15 protein-coding genes and 1 tRNA gene are annotated in these 15,581 nt (G+C 64.0%); 6 read left to right on the top strand and 10 right to left on the bottom strand.

Annotation, left to right across the window (positions count from 1 at the left end; genetic code table 11):
* Positions 1–13 precede the first annotated feature (13 nt).
* The 6 genes from yihA to FHR23_RS00610 form a co-directional block, all read right to left on the bottom strand.
* Positions 14–661, bottom strand: a complete 648-nt coding sequence (yihA, locus tag FHR23_RS00635) for a ribosome biogenesis GTP-binding protein YihA/YsxC (RefSeq protein WP_184001016.1) — start codon at positions 659–661, stop codon at positions 14–16.
* Positions 658–2,370 carry a membrane protein insertase YidC gene (gene yidC / locus FHR23_RS00630; protein WP_184001015.1) on the bottom strand — a complete coding sequence of 571 codons (1,713 nt, stop codon included), beginning with the start codon at positions 2,368–2,370 and terminating at the stop codon, positions 658–660. Before yidC ends, yihA begins: the two co-directional genes overlap by 4 nt.
* 19 nt (positions 2,371–2,389) lie before the next feature.
* Positions 2,390–2,629: a membrane protein insertion efficiency factor YidD gene (yidD, locus tag FHR23_RS00625; protein WP_184001014.1), complete on the bottom strand. Its 240-nt coding sequence runs from the start codon at positions 2,627–2,629 to the stop codon at positions 2,390–2,392.
* Positions 2,626–2,952 (bottom strand): ribonuclease P protein component, encoded by a 327-nt coding sequence (gene rnpA, locus FHR23_RS00620; protein WP_184002093.1) that lies wholly within the window; start codon positions 2,950–2,952, stop codon positions 2,626–2,628. Before rnpA ends, yidD begins: the two co-directional genes overlap by 4 nt.
* The gene (gene rpmH, locus FHR23_RS00615) at positions 2,949–3,083 is read right to left on the bottom strand and encodes a 50S ribosomal protein L34 (RefSeq protein ID WP_010545931.1); all 135 of its coding nucleotides are present in this window, start codon (positions 3,081–3,083) and stop codon (positions 2,949–2,951) included. Before rpmH ends, rnpA begins: the two co-directional genes overlap by 4 nt.
* Positions 3,084–3,173: 90 nt before the next feature.
* On the bottom strand, positions 3,174–3,461 hold the full coding sequence (locus FHR23_RS00610; RefSeq protein ID WP_343043036.1) for a hypothetical protein: 288 nt from the start codon (positions 3,459–3,461) through the stop codon (positions 3,174–3,176).
* Positions 3,462–3,577: 116 nt separating this feature from the next.
* On the opposite strand from FHR23_RS00610, the gene FHR23_RS00605 reads away from it, so the two are divergent.
* The 3 genes from FHR23_RS00605 (at position 3,578) to FHR23_RS00595 (ending at position 5,816) form a co-directional block, all read left to right on the top strand.
* Positions 3,578–5,086, top strand: a complete 1,509-nt coding sequence (locus FHR23_RS00605; RefSeq protein WP_184001013.1) for a YifB family Mg chelatase-like AAA ATPase — start codon at positions 3,578–3,580, stop codon at positions 5,084–5,086.
* Between the two features lie 67 nt (positions 5,087–5,153).
* On the top strand, positions 5,154–5,666 hold the full coding sequence (locus tag FHR23_RS00600; RefSeq protein ID WP_184001012.1) for a DUF805 domain-containing protein: 513 nt from the start codon (positions 5,154–5,156) through the stop codon (positions 5,664–5,666).
* 65 nt (positions 5,667–5,731) lie between these two features.
* A tRNA-Leu gene (locus FHR23_RS00595) sits at positions 5,732–5,816 on the top strand.
* A gap of 40 nt (positions 5,817–5,856) precedes the next feature.
* Here FHR23_RS00595 and pyrC read toward each other — a convergent pair.
* The gene (pyrC, locus tag FHR23_RS00590) at positions 5,857–6,888 is read right to left on the bottom strand and encodes a dihydroorotase (protein WP_184001011.1); all 1,032 of its coding nucleotides are present in this window, start codon (positions 6,886–6,888) and stop codon (positions 5,857–5,859) included.
* Positions 6,889–6,976: 88 nt separating this feature from the next.
* Here pyrC and ygfZ point away from each other — a divergent pair, with 88 nt between their 5' ends.
* On the top strand, positions 6,977–7,690 hold the full coding sequence (gene ygfZ / locus FHR23_RS00585; protein WP_184001010.1) for a CAF17-like 4Fe-4S cluster assembly/insertion protein YgfZ: 714 nt from the start codon (positions 6,977–6,979) through the stop codon (positions 7,688–7,690).
* Between the two features lie 110 nt (positions 7,691–7,800).
* Here ygfZ and FHR23_RS00580 read toward each other — a convergent pair whose 3' ends face one another.
* Positions 7,801–8,274, bottom strand: a complete 474-nt coding sequence (locus tag FHR23_RS00580; RefSeq protein ID WP_343043034.1) for a MaoC family dehydratase — start codon at positions 8,272–8,274, stop codon at positions 7,801–7,803.
* 105 nt (positions 8,275–8,379) lie between these two features.
* Between FHR23_RS00580 and FHR23_RS00575 the strand changes: the two genes are divergently transcribed.
* Together FHR23_RS00575 and FHR23_RS00570 are read left to right on the top strand one after the other, a co-directional pair.
* Entirely contained in the window at positions 8,380–9,258 is an 879-nt protein-coding gene (locus FHR23_RS00575; protein WP_184001008.1) for an HpcH/HpaI aldolase/citrate lyase family protein, read from the top strand.
* 60 nt (positions 9,259–9,318) lie between these two features.
* Positions 9,319–10,962, top strand: a complete 1,644-nt coding sequence (locus FHR23_RS00570; RefSeq protein WP_184001007.1) for an acyl-CoA dehydrogenase family protein — start codon at positions 9,319–9,321, stop codon at positions 10,960–10,962.
* 7 nt (positions 10,963–10,969) lie between these two features.
* On the opposite strand, the gene FHR23_RS00565 is transcribed toward FHR23_RS00570, so the two are convergent.
* Entirely contained in the window at positions 10,970–12,388 is a 1,419-nt protein-coding gene (locus FHR23_RS00565; RefSeq protein WP_184001006.1) for an efflux transporter outer membrane subunit, read from the bottom strand.
* A 12-nt stretch (positions 12,389–12,400) separates the two neighbouring features.
* Positions 12,401–15,580 (bottom strand): efflux RND transporter permease subunit, encoded by a 3,180-nt coding sequence (locus tag FHR23_RS00560; protein ID WP_184001005.1) that lies wholly within the window; start codon positions 15,578–15,580, stop codon positions 12,401–12,403.
* Position 15,581: the final 1 nt, after the last annotated feature.

Genomic DNA, 15,581 nt, shown 5'->3' with positions numbered 1-15,581 from the left:
CGCGTAACGGCAATCAGTCCGTCACCGCCCCCAGGATGGCGGCGCGCAGTTCGGGGATGCCCATGCCCTTTTCGGATGAGGTGGCGAGGATGTCCGGGTGTGCGGCGGGACGTTTGCGGGCGTTGGCACGGGTGCGTTCCAGTACGGCGTCCAGCTCGGTCGCCTTCACCTTGTCGGCCTTGGTCAGCACGATGTGATAGCTGACGGCGGCACCGTCCAGCATGTCGAGGATTTCAGTATCGACCGGCTTGATGCCGTGGCGGGAATCGATCAGCACCAGCGCGCGTTTCAGCACCGCGCGGCCGCGCAGAAAGTCGTTCACCAGAAAGCGCCATTTCCTGACGACATCCTTGGGCGCCTTGGCAAAACCATAGCCGGGCATATCGACCAGCCGGAACGCCAGCGGGTCGCCGACATCGAAGAAGTTCAGTTCCTGCGTGCGGCCCGGCGTATTGGATGTGCGCGCCAGTGCGTTGCGCCCCGTCAGGGCATTGAGCAGCGACGACTTGCCGACATTCGACCGGCCCGCAAATGCCACTTCCGGCACCACCGGGTCGGGCAGGAATTTAAGCTGCGGTGCCGATTTCAGAAAAGCGATCGGACCGGCGAATAGCTTGCGCGCGGCCTCGATCGCCTCTGCATCTTCCTCCGGCCCGGTCACGTCTTTTTCGGCGTCCTGAGCGCGGGATGGCGGCTGTAGAGATATTGCTGTTGCGCAATGGTCAGCAGGTTGGAGGTGATCCAGTAAATCTGCAGGCCCACCGCGAACGGCGCCATGATGAACATCATCACCCATGGCATCAGCCCGAAAATCTGCTTCTGCGTCGGGTCCATCGCCTGCGGATTGAGGCGGAACTGGAAGAACATAGTAACGCCCAGCAGGATCGGGATCACACCGATGGCGAGGAAGTGCGGCGGCGTGAACGGCAACAGGCCGAACAGGTTCACCGGCGTCAGCGGGTCGGGAGCCGACAAGTCCTTGATCCACAGGATGAACGGCTGATGCCGCATCTCAATGGTCAGTTCCAGCGCCTTGTAGAGCGCGAAGAATACCGGGATCTGAAGGAGCGTCGGCGCACAGCCGCCCAGCGGGTTGAGCTGTTCCTCCTTGTAGAAGGCCATCATCTCCTGCTGCAGGCGCGCCTTATCTTCCTTGTGCCGTTCCTGCAGCGCCTTGATCTTGGGCTGGGCGGCACGCATTTTCGCCATCGATGCGAATTGCTTCTGCGCGATGGGGAACATCAGCAGGCGGATGGTGAAGGTCAGCGCGATGATCGAAAACCCGAAATTGCCGATCATCCGGAACAGCCAGTCGAGATAATAGAAGATCGGCTTTTCGACGATTTCGAACCAGCCCCAGTCGATCGCCTTGTCGAACAGTTCTACATGCCCGGCATTTTCATAATGCTGGAGCAGCGACACGTCCTTCGAACCGGCGAAAAAGCGCGAGGTATAGCTTTTCTGCTGCCCCGGCTGCACCAGCATCGGGTTGGTAGTGAAATCGGCCTGGAAGCTGTCATTGTTGCCCGCGCGGAACTCACCATTTGCGGGCGCAGCCTGATCGGGCACCAGCGCGGTCAGCCAGTATTTGTCGGTAAAGCCCAGCCAGCCGCCGGTGGTGGTGAATTTGGACGGACCCTTTTTGCGTAGATCCTTGAAATCCACGTCATAATCGGCCGACCCATTATGTACCGACATCGGGCCGGTATGGATCGTCCAGGTATCCTTGTCCTTCGATTCGCCGTCGCGGCTGACAAAGCCATAGGGTGTCACCTGCACCGGGCCGTTGCCGGTGTTGGCAATCGTCTGACGCACCGTGAACATATATTTGTCGTCCACGGAAATCTGAATCCGGAAGCGCTGGCCGCGGCCATTATCTGCTTCCAGCGTTACCGGCTTGCCCGGTGCCAGCATGGAACCGCTTGCTTTCCACAACGTGTTCATGCCGGGAGCGGGGATACCGTCGGCATGCCAGCCGAAACCGGCGAAATAGGCATTCGGCGTTCCGTCCGGCGACAGCAGGCGGATGGGCGGCGAATTCTTCGCCACCGTCTGCTTGTAATCCTTCAGCACCAGATCGTCGATCCGCGCACCCTGCAGGTCGATCGACCCTTTCAGCGTCGGTGTGTCGATGGGGATGCGCTGCGCCTTGCTTCCGCCCAGAACCTGATTGAGGTTCCGGGTGCTTTTGGCGGCGTTGACGGCCGGTCCGGCGCTGGGCGTCGGGGTGGGTTGGGGCGTGGCGCCGCTCTGCGTTGCGGCGGGCTTGGGGCTGGACGGGAAGAAGTGACGGGCGACGGGCTGCCACGCGAACAGCACAACGGCTGCAATCACCGCGAAGATCAGGAAATTTTTTTGTTCTTCTTTCACCAGTTCTACCCCGCCAGGATCAATGCCCCGGACAATCCTTGTGACGTTCCGGCACGGGGTCGTAACCAGACCCCCCCCATGGATGACAGCGCGCCAGCCTTTTGGCGGCGAGCCAGCTTCCCTTCACAGCGCCATAGCGGCGAAGTGCCTCAATTGCATAGGCTGAACAGGAAGGGGAATATCGGCAACTGGGCGGCAAGATCAGCGACGGTCCCAATTGCCATGCGCGGGCCAGCAGGATCAGCAGTTTCGCGATCACCGCCGCACCTTGCGCAGCGCCTTGATCAATTCGGCGCTTAAACTGGAAAATGCCCGCTCGATCCCGCCCGGTCGGCCGATCAGCACATGATCGGCGCCATGATGGCCGTGTTCCGGCAGAATCTCTTTGGCAAGCGCGCGAAAACGGCGCTTCATACGGTTGCGGGTGACGGCGTTGCCGACTTTCTTGGAAACCGTGATACCGATCCGCATGCCGGGATCGCCGTCTTCCCGGCGGCGGACCAGCAGAACGAAACCGGGCATCGGCGCACGCGCGCCGCGGTTTGCCGCCAGATAGTCCGCGCGCCGGGTAAGGCGTGTCAGGCCGACAGCTTCTTGCGACCGCGCGCGCGACGGGCGCGGATCACATTGCGGCCGCCCGGCGTCGCCATGCGCGCGCGAAAGCCGTGGCGGCGTGCACGCACCAGGTTGCTCGGCTGAAAGGTCCGCTTCATCGTTCATTCCCACAGTTTCGACAATTAAAAAGGGCCGCCACAGGGGGCGGCCTTGCTGGTCGATGCCCTTAATGGAGGATGGCGTGCAAGTCAACGCGCAGAATCCCGCTTTTTCTGCCGCCTGCGCGCAGCACTGCGGCGACGCAGCGCCCGGTCGGCGAGATCACCGAACCATGGCCAGCGGCGCTTGATGCGCGCAAAGTGCCGCCGTGCCCAGAGCGAGTTGCGCAACACCAGCACCAGTCCGGCGGCAAATACGAAGATCCCTCCCGGACCCGGCAAAATACCGACAATGGGCGCTCCGACCATCAGCACCAGCCCGGTGAGGATCAGGATGAAACGCCATAGCGGCGGGGGTGGGGCGGGCTTGTTCGGCACAACCGGCAATGTGGGTGTGCTGTATTGGGTTAGCAAGACAGCAGAAAAACGGATGCGACAATCGGTTCCAACCGGGCGCAATGCCGCTATGGAAGGAGGCAGGGGGAAAATACACCATGGTCGCAATCGTCTCGACAGTGGCATATCTCGGGCTGGAGGCGCGCGGCGTCGAGGTGCAGGTGCAGGTCGCACCGGGTGTTCCGGCATTCGTTGTCGTCGGTCTGCCCGACAAGGCGGTTGCCGAAAGCCGGGAGCGGGTGCGCGCGGCACTGGCGGCGATCGGCCTGTCGCTGCCGCCCAAGCGGATCACCGTCAACCTGTCGCCCGCCGACCTGCCCAAGGAAGGATCGCATTTCGACCTGCCGATCGCACTCGGCCTGCTCGCCGCGATGGGTGTGGCGGATGCAGAGACGCTGGCGGGCTATGTCGTGGTCGGCGAACTGGGGCTGGACGGGCGGATCGCGCCGTCGCCGGGGGTGCTGCTGGCGGCACTCCATGCGGGCGAGGAGGATAAGGGGCTGATCTGTCCGGCCGCACAGGGGGCGGAAGCGGCATGGGCGGGATCGGTGGAAGTGCTTGCCGCGCCCGACCTGATCGCGCTGCTCAACCATTTGAAGGGTCAGCAACTGCTGAGTGCCGCCAAACCGGGCGAGGTGGCGGTGCAAACATCCGGTCCCGACCTGAAACAGGTAAAGGGGCAGGAAACCGCGAAACGCGCGCTGGAGATTGCTGCTGCGGGCGGCCACAATCTGCTGATGATCGGCCCGCCGGGTGCGGGCAAGTCGCTGATGGCGGCGTGCCTTCCGGGCATTTTGCCGCCGCTCGATTCGGCGGAGGCGCTGGAAGTGTCGATGGTCGCCTCGGTCGCGGGCACGCTGGAGGGTGGGCAACTCACCCGTACGCGCCCGTTTCGCAGCCCGCATCACTCCGCTTCGATGGCGGCGCTGACCGGCGGCGGACTGAAGGTGAAGCCGGGGGAGGTCAGCCTCGCGCATCTGGGAGTGCTGTTCCTCGACGAACTGCCCGAATTTCAGCGCGCGGTGCTCGATTCGCTGCGTCAGCCGCTCGAAACCGGCACGGTCAGCGTCGCGCGCGCCAATGCGCATGTGACCTTTCCGGCGCGAGTGCAGATGATTGCGGCGATGAACCCGTGCCGGTGCGGGCATCTGGGCGACCCTGCGCTGGCCTGTGCGAGAGCGCCCAGATGCGCGGCGGACTATCAGGCGAAGGTTTCGGGGCCGCTGCTCGACCGCATCGACCTGCATGTCGAGGTGCAACCGGTGAGCGCCGCGGACCTCGTCCTGCCGCCTCCGGCCGAAGGATCGGCGGAAGTCGCGGAAAGGGTGGCGGCGGCACGCGCGGTTCAGCGCGACCGCTTCAGGGATATCAAGGCGCGTACCAATGCCGAAGCAGATGGCGACGTGCTGGAGGCGGTGGCAACGCCTGACGAAGCGGGACGCGCCTTGCTTGCACAAGCGGCGGAGGCAACCCGCATGTCGGCGCGCGGCTATATGCGTGTGTTGCGGGTGGCACGCACGATTGCCGATCTGTCAGGCGCGGATGCGGTCGGGCGCGTGCATATCGCCGAAGCGCTCAGCTATCGTCGGCGCGCGCCGGTCAACTGACTCATATTATCTTGTCAAAACAGCCGATGCGGTGCAGCCTGCGTGCAAATTGAAGGGGGTAGTTCAGATGGAATGGATGCTGATGCCGTTGCGGCGCTATGCCGATTTTCAGGGCCGGTCGCGCCGTATGGAATTCTGGATGTGGCAGCTATTCAAGATTCTGATCAATTTCGTTTTCACGATCCTGTTGATGGTGGTCGGGGGCGGCGCCATGGCGCTGGCGGGACTGGAGCGCGGCGGCGAGCCTGGGCTGGCGGCCATCGGGGCAGGTACCATCTTGCTCTATGTGGCGTATCTTATCCTGATGCTTGCGATCATCATTCCGGATATCGCGGTTTCGGTGCGGCGACTGCACGATACCAATCGAAGCGGTTTCTGGCTGCTGGCGCCGATTGCGACCTATATTCTTGTCATCGTCGGGCTGCTGTCGCAGTCGCGCGCTATTTCCGGGATCGGTCTGATTTTGACGCTGGTTGCTGCTGTCGCTTTACTGGTCTTCTATTTCCTCGACGGGACTGCGGGCGATAATCGCTTCGGGCCGGACCCGAAGAGCCGGGGCAATGAAGAAGTCTTTATCTGAACCGTTGGACGGCAAGAATAGCGGTTGGCGAGGGCGATTTCCCTGCCTATAGAGGCGGCCCCAGTGCGGATGTGGCGAAACTGGTAGACGCACGGCACTCAAAATGCCGCGACTTCGGTCATGTCGGTTCGAGTCCGACCATCCGCACCACTTTTCCCGAAAACATGCTCAGGGCCGGGCGCGCGCTGCTTCAGCCGACGAACCGCCAGGGTAGCGTCTGTCCGGCGTGGAAGGGAACCAGCCGGTCATCGGCGACGCGGTCCGGCACGCTGGTTTCGACGCGTTCCAGCGTCACGGTTCCTTCGTTAAGCGGCAGGCCGTAAAAGCGCGGGCCATGTTCGGAGGCGAACCCTTCCAGCCGGTCGAGTACGCCGTCCTCCTCAAACGCCATGGCATAGCTTTCTAGCGCATAGGGTGCGTTGAAAATGCCCGCGCAGCCGCACGCCGATTCCTTTGCTTCATGCGTATGCGGGGCACTGTCGGTGCCGAGGAAGAATTTGGGCGAGCCGGAGGTCGCGGCCCTGCGCACTGCCAGCCGGTGCCGTTCGCGCTTGGCGACGGGCAGGCAATAGGCATGCGGGCGCAACCCGCCTTCGAACAGCGCGTTGCGGTTGATATGCAGGTGATGCGGGGTAATCGTCGCGGCGACGTTCGGCCCCTGCGCGGTCACGAAATCCGCCGCATCCGCCGTGGTGATATGTTCGAGCACGACCTTCAGCGCGGGAAAATCGCGGACCAGACCCGACAGGGTGCGCTCGATAAACACCGCTTCGCGATCGAAAATATCGATGTCGCGGCTGGTGACTTCTCCGTGGATAAGCAACGGCATTCCGGCCGCCTGCATCGCCTCCAGCACAGGATACAGGTTGCGGATATCGGTTACGCCCGCGGCCGAATTGGTGGTGGCATTGGCAGGGTAGAGCTTGCACGCCGCGAACACGCCCTGCCGATAGCCGTCGACGATGTTGCCGCCATCGGCACGGTCGGTCAGATAACAGGTCATCAGCGGGGTGAAGTCGCTGCCTTCGGGCAGGGCGGCGAGGATACGCTCACGATAGGCGGTTGCGGCTTCCACGCTGGTCACAGGCGGCGCCAGATTGGGCATGACGATGGCGCGGCCGAACTGGCGCGCGGTGTAGCGGGCCACCGTTTCCAGCATCGCACCGTCGCGCAGGTGCACATGCCAGTCGTCGGGGCGGCGGATGGTGAGGCGTTCGGTCATATGCCGTGCTCTAGCGGCGTTGCCCGTGCTTCGCCAGTATGGTTCGACGGCCCTTGGGATTTGCGCAGCCAGTGCCTATTTCGCTCGCATGACAGAACCTGCAACCCTGCTCGCCGACCGTTCTTTACTGCGTTTGTCCGGAGAGGATGTGCGCGGGTTTCTGCAGGGACTGGTGACGCAGGACGTGACGAAGGTCGCGCCCGATGCGCCGCAATGGGGCGGGCTGCTGACCGCCCAGGGCAAGGCGCAGTTCGATTTCCTGCTGTGGGACGATGGCGACGCGATCCTGATCGATTGCGAGGCAGAAGCGCGCGATGCGCTGGCAAAGCGGCTTTCCCTGTATCGCCTGCGCCGCAAGATCGAGATCGCGCCCGTGGAAGGCGGCGCGCACTGGTCGCCACAGGCAGGGCAGGGCGTGCCCGATCCGCGGCTGGCGGCGCTTGGTTTTCGCTGGCTGGGCGATGCGGACGGTGCGCCTGCGAACGGCTGGCTGGAGCATCGCCTGCGGCTTGGCGTGACCGAAGGGCAGGGCGAACTGGGCAGCGACAAGACGCTCTGGCTGGAATGCAATGCGCGCGAACTGAACGGGGTGAGCTTTACCAAAGGCTGCTTCATCGGGCAGGAAAACACCGCGCGGATGCACCATCGCAGCAAGGTCAACCGGCGGCTGGTTGTCGCTCCGCTGGGCGAGGCGGGCGACCGGACGCGCGCGATCTATCCCGAACTCGGCCTGATGGTCGAGCATCGCCGGGTCGAGGATCTGGGCGATGCGATCCGCCCGGACTGGCTGGTAGCTGCCTAGTGAAATTACGGCAACGGCCCGCTTCCCCTCCCGACCACCCAACAGGGTATGGTAACTGGGTGGTCGGGAGGGGGAGCGGGCCGGTGCCGAACCTTCAATTGAAACGCAAATCAGCCCTCTTTATTTTTCAACAGCGCGGAACGCTCGCATTCGCAGACCACTTCGTCGCGCTGATTGAGCATCCGGTGTTTCCAGGTGACGATGCCCTGACCGGGGCGTGAGCGCGACGGGCGTGTGGCGATCACTTTGCTTTCGGCGCGCAGCGTATCGCCCAGAAACACCGGCTTGGGCATGACCAGCTTGTCATAGCCCAGATTGGCGACGAGCGTGCCGGCGGTGGTGTCGCCCACGGTGATTCCCACCATCAGCGCGAAGGTATAGGTGCCGTTGACGAGGATTTGTCCGAACTCGCTGGCGCGGGCGGCTTCGGCATCAAGGTGCAGCGGCTGGCTGTTGTGAGTCAGCGTCGTGAACAGCAGATTGTCGGTCTCCGTCACCGTACGGCGCAGGCTGTGCGCGACCGTATCGCCGACCTGCCATTCATCGAAAAACCGTCCTGCCATTGTCGCATCCTTTTTAGAAATTTTGACGCCTGTGTAGCGGAAGGCGGCGCGCGCTCAACCCATGCGGCTTGACCTTCGCGCGTCATCGTGCGGAAAGGACGGCAAAACCTGACTGGAGGATGCCCCTTGGCCGATATTCGTCCCTTTCCCGCACGTTCGCTGCTGTTCGTGCCGGGGGATAGCCCGCGCAAGCTGGAAAAGGCACTGGGATGCGGTGCTGATCTGTTGCTGCTCGATCTGGAGGATTCGGTGGCGGAGGCAGCCAAGCCGGAGGCACGCCGGATGGTTGCCGAGGCGCTGGCGAAGCCCGACCGGGGGGTGCCGCTTTGGGTACGCATCAATCCGCTCGACACGCCGCACGCGCTGGCCGACCTCACGGCGGTGGTGCCGTCGCGGCCAGACGGCATCATGCTGCCCAAGGCGGTGCGCACCGATGCCGAACGGCTGCACCATTATCTGACCGCGCTGGAGGCGTCGGCGGGCATCGAAGCGGAGTCGATCCGCACGATCGTCATCGCCACCGAAACCCCCGATTCGCTGTTCCGGCTGGGTGACTATCCGGGCACGCCGCGCCTCGATGCGCTGACCTGGGGTGCGGAGGATATTGCCACTGCGCTGGGCGCGAGCGGCAATCGCGATGCGGAGGGGCAGTATCTCTTCCCCTATCAGCTTGCCCGCACGCTATGTCTGGCGGGCGCGGTATCGGCGGGCGTTGCGCCCATTGAGACAATCTATCCCGAATTTCGCGATCTCGACCGGCTGGAGCGCGTGGCGAACGAAACCCGTGCCGCCGGGTTTCGCGGGATGATGGCGATCCACCCGGCACAGGTGCCGGTCATCAATCGCGCCTTTTCGCCCAGCGAAGAGGAGCTTGCCTATGCCCGTCGCGTGGTCGCGTTGTTCGATGCCAATCCCGGTGCGGGGACGCTGGGACTGGACGGAGAGATGGTGGATGTACCGCACCTGAAACGCGCCCGCGCGCTGCTGGCGATGGCGCACGACTGACACAAAGCGTTCGACCTGAACCGGTGTCATGGCTTATGCTGACGGCACAGGAGCAGGATCATGCAGGTTTATAAACCCGCCACGCGGCTTGAAACGCATGAGGTGACCAACCAGCCGCCGCCGCTGGTGAACCGTAATTTCTATCATGACGACGTGGCGTTGCGCGAAGGGGTGCTGCGCGGCGCGGGGCAGTGGCTCGACGAACGGATGACGGCGCTGGGCGCGGCGGTCGGGTCGGACGCGGTGCTCGACCTGGGAGTCGAGGCCAATCGCAATCCGCCGGTGCTGGAGCAATTCGACCGCTATGGGCGGCGGATCGACGCGGTGCGCTTTCACCCCGCCTATCACCGGCTGATGGCGCTGGCGATGGAGCACCATATCCACGACATTGCCTGGACGACCGAAGCGCCGGGTCGCCACCTCGCCCATGCCGCGATGTTGGCACTGTTTACCGAGGCGGAGGCGGGCGTGATGTGCCCGATCAATATGAGCTATGCCGGCGTGCCCGCATTACGCACCCAGCCCGATGTGGCCGCGCCATGGCTCGATGCGCTGCTGGGCGGCAGCTATGATGCGCCGTTACGGCCCATCGCGGAGAAAGCGGGCATCACGCTCGGCATGGCGATGACCGAGAAACAGGGCGGCAGTGATGTACGTGCCAACAGCACCCGTGCCGAACCCGTGGACCGCGCCGCACGGCTGTGGCGGCTGACGGGGCATAAATGGTTCTGCTCCGCGCCGATGAGCGACGGGTTCCTGACGCTGGCCTATGGCGAGACGGGGCTGAGCTGCTTTCTGGTGCCGCGCATCGCCCCGGACGGCGAACGCAACGCCATCCATGTCATGCGGCTGAAGGACAAGCTGGGGAACCGGTCCAACGCATCGAGCGAGATCGAATATCACGGCGCGCTCGGCTGGCTGCTGGGGGAGGAAGGGCGCGGGGTACAGGTCATTATCGACATGGTGCACCACACCCGGCTGGGCACCATTGCGGGCACGCTGGGCATCATGCGCCGCGCACTGGCCGAAGCGGTCAATCACGCGCAGGGGCGCCGGGTGTTTCAGAAAAAGCTGATCGACCAGCCTGCGATGCGCGGCGTACTGGCCGATCTTGCGCTGGAATATGAAGCGGCGGTGGCGCTGGTGGTGCGGGTCGCGTGCGCCTTTGACGATGAAGATGCGGCGGGGCGCGCCTTTGCGCGGCTGGCGGTGGCGGTCGCGAAATACTGGCTGACCAGGCGTAATCCGGCGTTTGTGTTCGAGTGCATGGAGTGTCTGGGCGGTGCGGGCTATGTCGAGGAAGGGCCGATGCCGCGCCTGTTCCGCGAATCGCCGTTGAATGCGATCTGGGAAGGGTCCGGCAATGTCATCGCGCTTGATGTGCTGCGGACACTGGCAAAGGCGCCGCTGTCGGGCGAGGTGTTTCTGGCCGAACTGGCGAGCGAACGCGGGAAACATGGCCGTTTCGATGCTGCGCTCGACAGCCTGAGTGCCGACCTGTCCCGGCCTGTGGGGGAAGCGCAGGCCCGCGCGCTGGTCGGACGGATGGCCCTGCTGTTGCAGGCGGCACTGTTGCTGCGTGACGCCCCCGCCGCGGTGGCGGAGGCGTTTTGCGAGACGCGGCTGGCGGGCGATGGGCGGCTGTTCGGGACACTGCCCGACAATGCCGATGTCGAAGCGATTCTTGCACGGCAGCTTCTTTAACTCGATTCTAGCTCTGACCGGTTTGCTGCCAGCCGCCGCCCAGCGCCTTGAACAGGTCGATCTGATCGTCTGCAATCTTCGCGTCGATATCGGCGACGGCGGCCTGGGCATCCGAATAGGTGCGCTGGGCATCGAGTAGGTCGAGTGAGTTCACTGCGCCCTCGCGCTGCTGTGCGGTGGTGATTTGCAGCGCCCGGCCCGCCTGATCGAGCGCGGCCTTCAGTGCCGTCCGCCGGTCGAGATCGTGGCTATAGGCGGAAAGCGCGGTTTCGGTTTCCTGAAGCGCGGTCAGCACGGTGCCGTCGAACGTTGCCAGCGCCTCCTGTGTATCGGCCTTCGCGGCTGCAATCTTGGCGCGTGCTGCGCTTTGATTGGGGAAGGACCAACTGATCAGCGGTCCCAGCAGCCAGCGCAGCGGCCCGGCACCGAAAATATTGCTGAGCACGTTACCGGTCGATCCCACCGAACCGCCGAGTGAGATGGTCGGATAGAGGTCGGCGGTCGCCACCCCGATGCGGGCGGTCGCGGCAGCCAGTCGGCGTTCGGCGGCGCGCACATCGGGGCGGCGGGCCAGCAGATCCTTGCCGTTTCCGACCGGAATCGGTTGCGTAATCTCCAGCGCCGTCGTGCGTTCTCCCGCGATCGGCGGCAGGTCGGCAGGCGCACGTCCGGTCAGTGTCGCCAGTTGAAACAACGCCGCCTGACGCTGGGCCTCGATTGTCGGAATATCGGCTGCGCGCTGATTGCGCAGCGCCGCGATGCGCGCAGTGTCCAGTCCCGTCGCCAGCCCCGCCGAATGGCGTTTCCGGGTCAGTTCAAGCGACCGGTCCAGCAACGCGACGATATGGCGCGCCACCGCCAGCCGCGCGGCGGTGGAGGCGGCATCGGCATAGGCGCGGGTGGTGTCTGCCACCACGGCAACGCGCACTGCCTCCGCATCCGCCTGCGCAGCGCCGACATCGCCCTTTGCCGCTTCCACGTCGCGGCGGACGCGGCCGAACAGATCGACCTCATAGGACACGCTGAGGCCGGTATCGATCGTCCAGTCCTCCCGCTTTGTGCCGGGAACCCGTTGATCGGAAGGAAGCCGGCCATAGGTCGCGCTTGCGCCCAGATCGGTTTGCGGCAGTTCATTGGCCCGCGCGCCCTTCAGACCGGCGCGTGCACGGGCGATCCGGGCGACCGCGACACGGATATCGGTATTGGCGGACAGGGCGTCGTGTACCATGCCGTTCAGGACGGGATCGTCGTAAAGTCGCCACCAGTTGGCATCGATGGATGCTGCCGATACCGCCGCATTGTCGGCGGCGATGAAGGGGCCGGATGTTGCCGCGGGAGGAACGGGTGCAACATAGTCCGGCCCCACCGCACAGGCGGCGAGCGCCAGTGCGGAAAGGGTCGTGGTCAGGGGACGAATCATTTTCATGGCTTGCATGTCCTATTCGGCCGGCTGCAGCGCAGGATCAGCGTCCGGGCGCGGCCTGCGCCGGGAAAGCCGGTCGCCCAGCGCGCGGCAAACGACATAGAAGGTTGGCGTGAAGATCAGGCCGAAGCCGGTGACGCCGATCATTCCGAAGAACACCGCCGTGCCCAGTGCCTGACGCAGTTCCGCGCCTGCACCTTTTGCGATCAGCAGCGGCACCGCACCCAGGATGAAGGCAAAGCTGGTCATCAGGATCGGACGCAGCCGGGTGCGCGCCGCCTGTACCGCTGCCTCGACCGGGGACAGACCGTCTTCATCCTCCGCCTGCTTGGCGAATTCCACGACCAGAATGGCGTTCTTTGCGGCCAGTGCGATCAGGACGATCAGCCCGATCTGTGTCAGGACGTTATTGTCCATGCCGCGCAGGTTGACGCCGATCATCGCCGCCAGCAGGCACATCGGCACGATCAGGATGATCGACAGCGGCAACACGATGCTTTCATATTGCGCCGCGAGCACCAGGAAGACAAACACCACCGCCAGTGCGAACACTGCACCCGCTGTATTGCCCGCTATCTTCTGCTGATAGGCGATGCCGGTCCATTCATGGCCATAGCCCTTGGGCAGCGTGTTGTCGGCGAGCTTTTCCATCGTCACCAGCGACTGGCCGGAGGAATAGCCCGGTGCCGTATCGCCATCGACCGCGACCGCGGGATGCAGGTTGTAGCGTACCACGCGATAGGGGCCGGTCTTGCTCTGGAAGGTGGCGACCGATCCGATCGGTACCATCGAACCGGAATCGGACCGCGTCTTCAGATTGGCGATATCGGCTTCGGTCTTGCGATAGGGCGAATCCGCCTGCGCCGTGACGTGATAGGTCCGGCCCAGCAGGTTGAAGTCATTGACATAAGCCGACCCCAGATAGACCTGCAGCGCTTCGAAAACCCGCTGCGGCGGCACCCCCAGCATATCGGCCTTGTCGCGGTCGATATCGGCGAAGATGCGCGGCGTGGCGGTGTTGAAGAAGGTATAGACCTGCTTCAGACCCTTGGTCTGATTGGCCTTGCCGATCAGGCCAAAGGCCTGTTTGCCGAGATCGTCATAGCCGTGATCGCCCAGATCCTCGACCATCATGCGATAGCCGCCGGCCGAACCGATTCCCTGAATCAGGGGCGGCGGTACGATCATCAGGCGCGCCTCATTGATGTCGGCAGTGCGCTTCTGCGCTTCGGCCATGATGCTTTGCAACGTGACACCCAGCTTTTCGCGCTTTTCGAAGGATTCGAGGGGGACATAGGCGGCAGCGGCATTAGGGGCGAGCGTCTGAGACGGCCCGTCGAACCCGGCCAGCATCACCGACCCCTTCACGCCCGGAATGGGCAGGATACGCTTGGCGACCTTCTGCATCACCGCGTCGGTGCGTTCGAGCGAGGAGCCGGGCGGCAGCTGGATGACGGTCAGGAAATAGCCCTGATCCTGCGCGGGAATGAACCCGGTCGGCGTGACCCAGAATACCGCGACGGTGGCTGCGATAAGCCCGCCATAGGTCAGCATCATCCGCACCGGGCGCAGCACCAGATAGCGGGTGAGGCGTCCATAGCCCTCGCTCAGCCGTTCGAACCCGCGATTGAAACGGTCCCCGGCATGATGGACGAAACGGATGATCGCATGACGCTCGCCGCGATGGTCGTGCGCGCGCAGCAGCAGGGCCGCAAGCGCAGGCGACAGGGTAAGCGACAGCACCAGCGAGATGACCGTCGCACTCGCGATGGTTACCGCGAACTGCTGGTAAAAGGCGCCCGACAGGCCGGTGAGGAACAGCGTGGGCACGAACACCGCGCACAGCACCAGTACGATTGCCACCAGCGCCGCCGAGACTTCGTCCATTGACGTCTTGGCCGCTTCGATGGGGCTCAGTCCGTGTTGCAGGTTGCGCTCGACATTTTCGACCACGACGATCGCGTCATCGACGACGATCCCGATGGCCAGCACCATGCCGAACAGCGACAATGTATTGAGCGAATAGCCGAAGGCGGCAAGCACCAGACAGCTACCGATCAGCGACACGGGGATCGCCACCACCGGAATAATTGCGGCGCGCCATTTCTGCAGGAAGACGAGGATCACCAGCACCACCAGCAGCACCGCCTCGAACAGCGTGTGCATCACGGCGTCAACGGATTGGGAGATGAACTCGGTCGGGTTGTAGATGACCTTGTACGCCAGCCCCTTGGGGAAGGATTTGGATACGGTCTCCATTTCCTTGTTCACGGCCTGTGCCGCGGCAAGGGCGTTGGTGCCGGGGCGCTGGAACACCGCCATGATGACGGTCGGCTTGCCCGACAGATAGGTGTTGGAGGAATAATCCGCCGCGCCCAGTTCGACACGCGCGACATCCGATACCTTCACCTGATGCCCGTCGGCATCCGTGCGGATGACGATATTGGAAAACTGCTTCGGGTCGGTGAACCGCCCCTGCGCCTCCACATTCACCTGAAAGGCGTCGCCCTTGCCATAGGGCGGCTGGCCCAGCGTACCGGCGGCAACCTGCACATTCTGCGCGCGCAGGGCATTGACGATATCGCCCGCCGTGAGGCCGAGCGCTGCGGCGCGGCCGGGATCGATCCACACCCGCATCGCGTAATCGCGGCTGCCGAACAGGCGCACGTCGCCGACACCGTCGATGCGGGTCAGCTTGTCGCGGATCTGCGTCAGCGCATAGTTGGAGATATAGCTGCGATCGAGCGAATTGTCGGGTGAGATCAGGTTGACGACCATCAGGAAGTCGGGGGACGTCTTCTGCGTCACCACGCCCAGCCGCTGCACCTCTTCGGGCAGCGTCGGTACGGCAATGGCGACGCGGTTCTGCACCAGCACCTGCGCGGCATCGAGATCGGTGCCGATCTTGAAGGTGACGGTAATGGTCAGCTTGCCGTCGCCGGTCGATTGCGACGACATGTAGAGCATGTTGTCGACGCCGTTGATCTGCTGCTCGATGGGGGCCGCTACCGTCTTCGCGACGGTCTGTGCGGTCGCACCGGGATAGTCCGCCGTCACCGTCACCGTGGGCGGCACGATGTCCGGATATTGCGATACCGGCAGCCCCAGATAGGCGATGGCGCCGACGATCGTGATGACGACCGCGATCACCGCGGCGAAGATCGGCCGCGTGATGAAAAAACGTGAGAGGCGCATG

Source organism: Stakelama sediminis (assembly GCF_014199335.1).
Classification (GTDB): domain Bacteria; phylum Pseudomonadota; class Alphaproteobacteria; order Sphingomonadales; family Sphingomonadaceae; genus Sphingomonas; species Sphingomonas sediminis.
Note: the sequence above shows the minus strand (reverse complement) of the source record. Positions and strands in the feature narration are given on the sequence as shown.

Excerpts from the sequence above, each read along its gene's own strand:
- FHR23_RS00565 (WP_184001006.1), bottom strand. The coding sequence starts at position 12,388 with ATGAAAATGATTCGTCCCCTGACCACGACCCTTTCCGCACTGGCGCTC.
- rpmH (WP_010545931.1), bottom strand. The coding sequence starts at position 3,083 with ATGAAGCGGACCTTTCAGCCGAGCAACCTGGTGCGTGCACGCCGCCAC.
- FHR23_RS00560 (WP_184001005.1), bottom strand. The coding sequence starts at position 15,580 with ATGCGCCTCTCACGTTTTTTCATCACGCGGCCGATCTTCGCCGCGGTG.
- ygfZ (WP_184001010.1), top strand. The coding sequence starts at position 6,977 with ATGACAGAACCTGCAACCCTGCTCGCCGACCGTTCTTTACTGCGTTTG.
- FHR23_RS00600 (WP_184001012.1), top strand. The coding sequence starts at position 5,154 with ATGGAATGGATGCTGATGCCGTTGCGGCGCTATGCCGATTTTCAGGGC.
- FHR23_RS00605 (WP_184001013.1), top strand. The coding sequence starts at position 3,578 with ATGGTCGCAATCGTCTCGACAGTGGCATATCTCGGGCTGGAGGCGCGC.
- pyrC (WP_184001011.1), bottom strand. The coding sequence starts at position 6,888 with ATGACCGAACGCCTCACCATCCGCCGCCCCGACGACTGGCATGTGCAC.
- FHR23_RS00570 (WP_184001007.1), top strand. The coding sequence starts at position 9,319 with ATGCAGGTTTATAAACCCGCCACGCGGCTTGAAACGCATGAGGTGACC.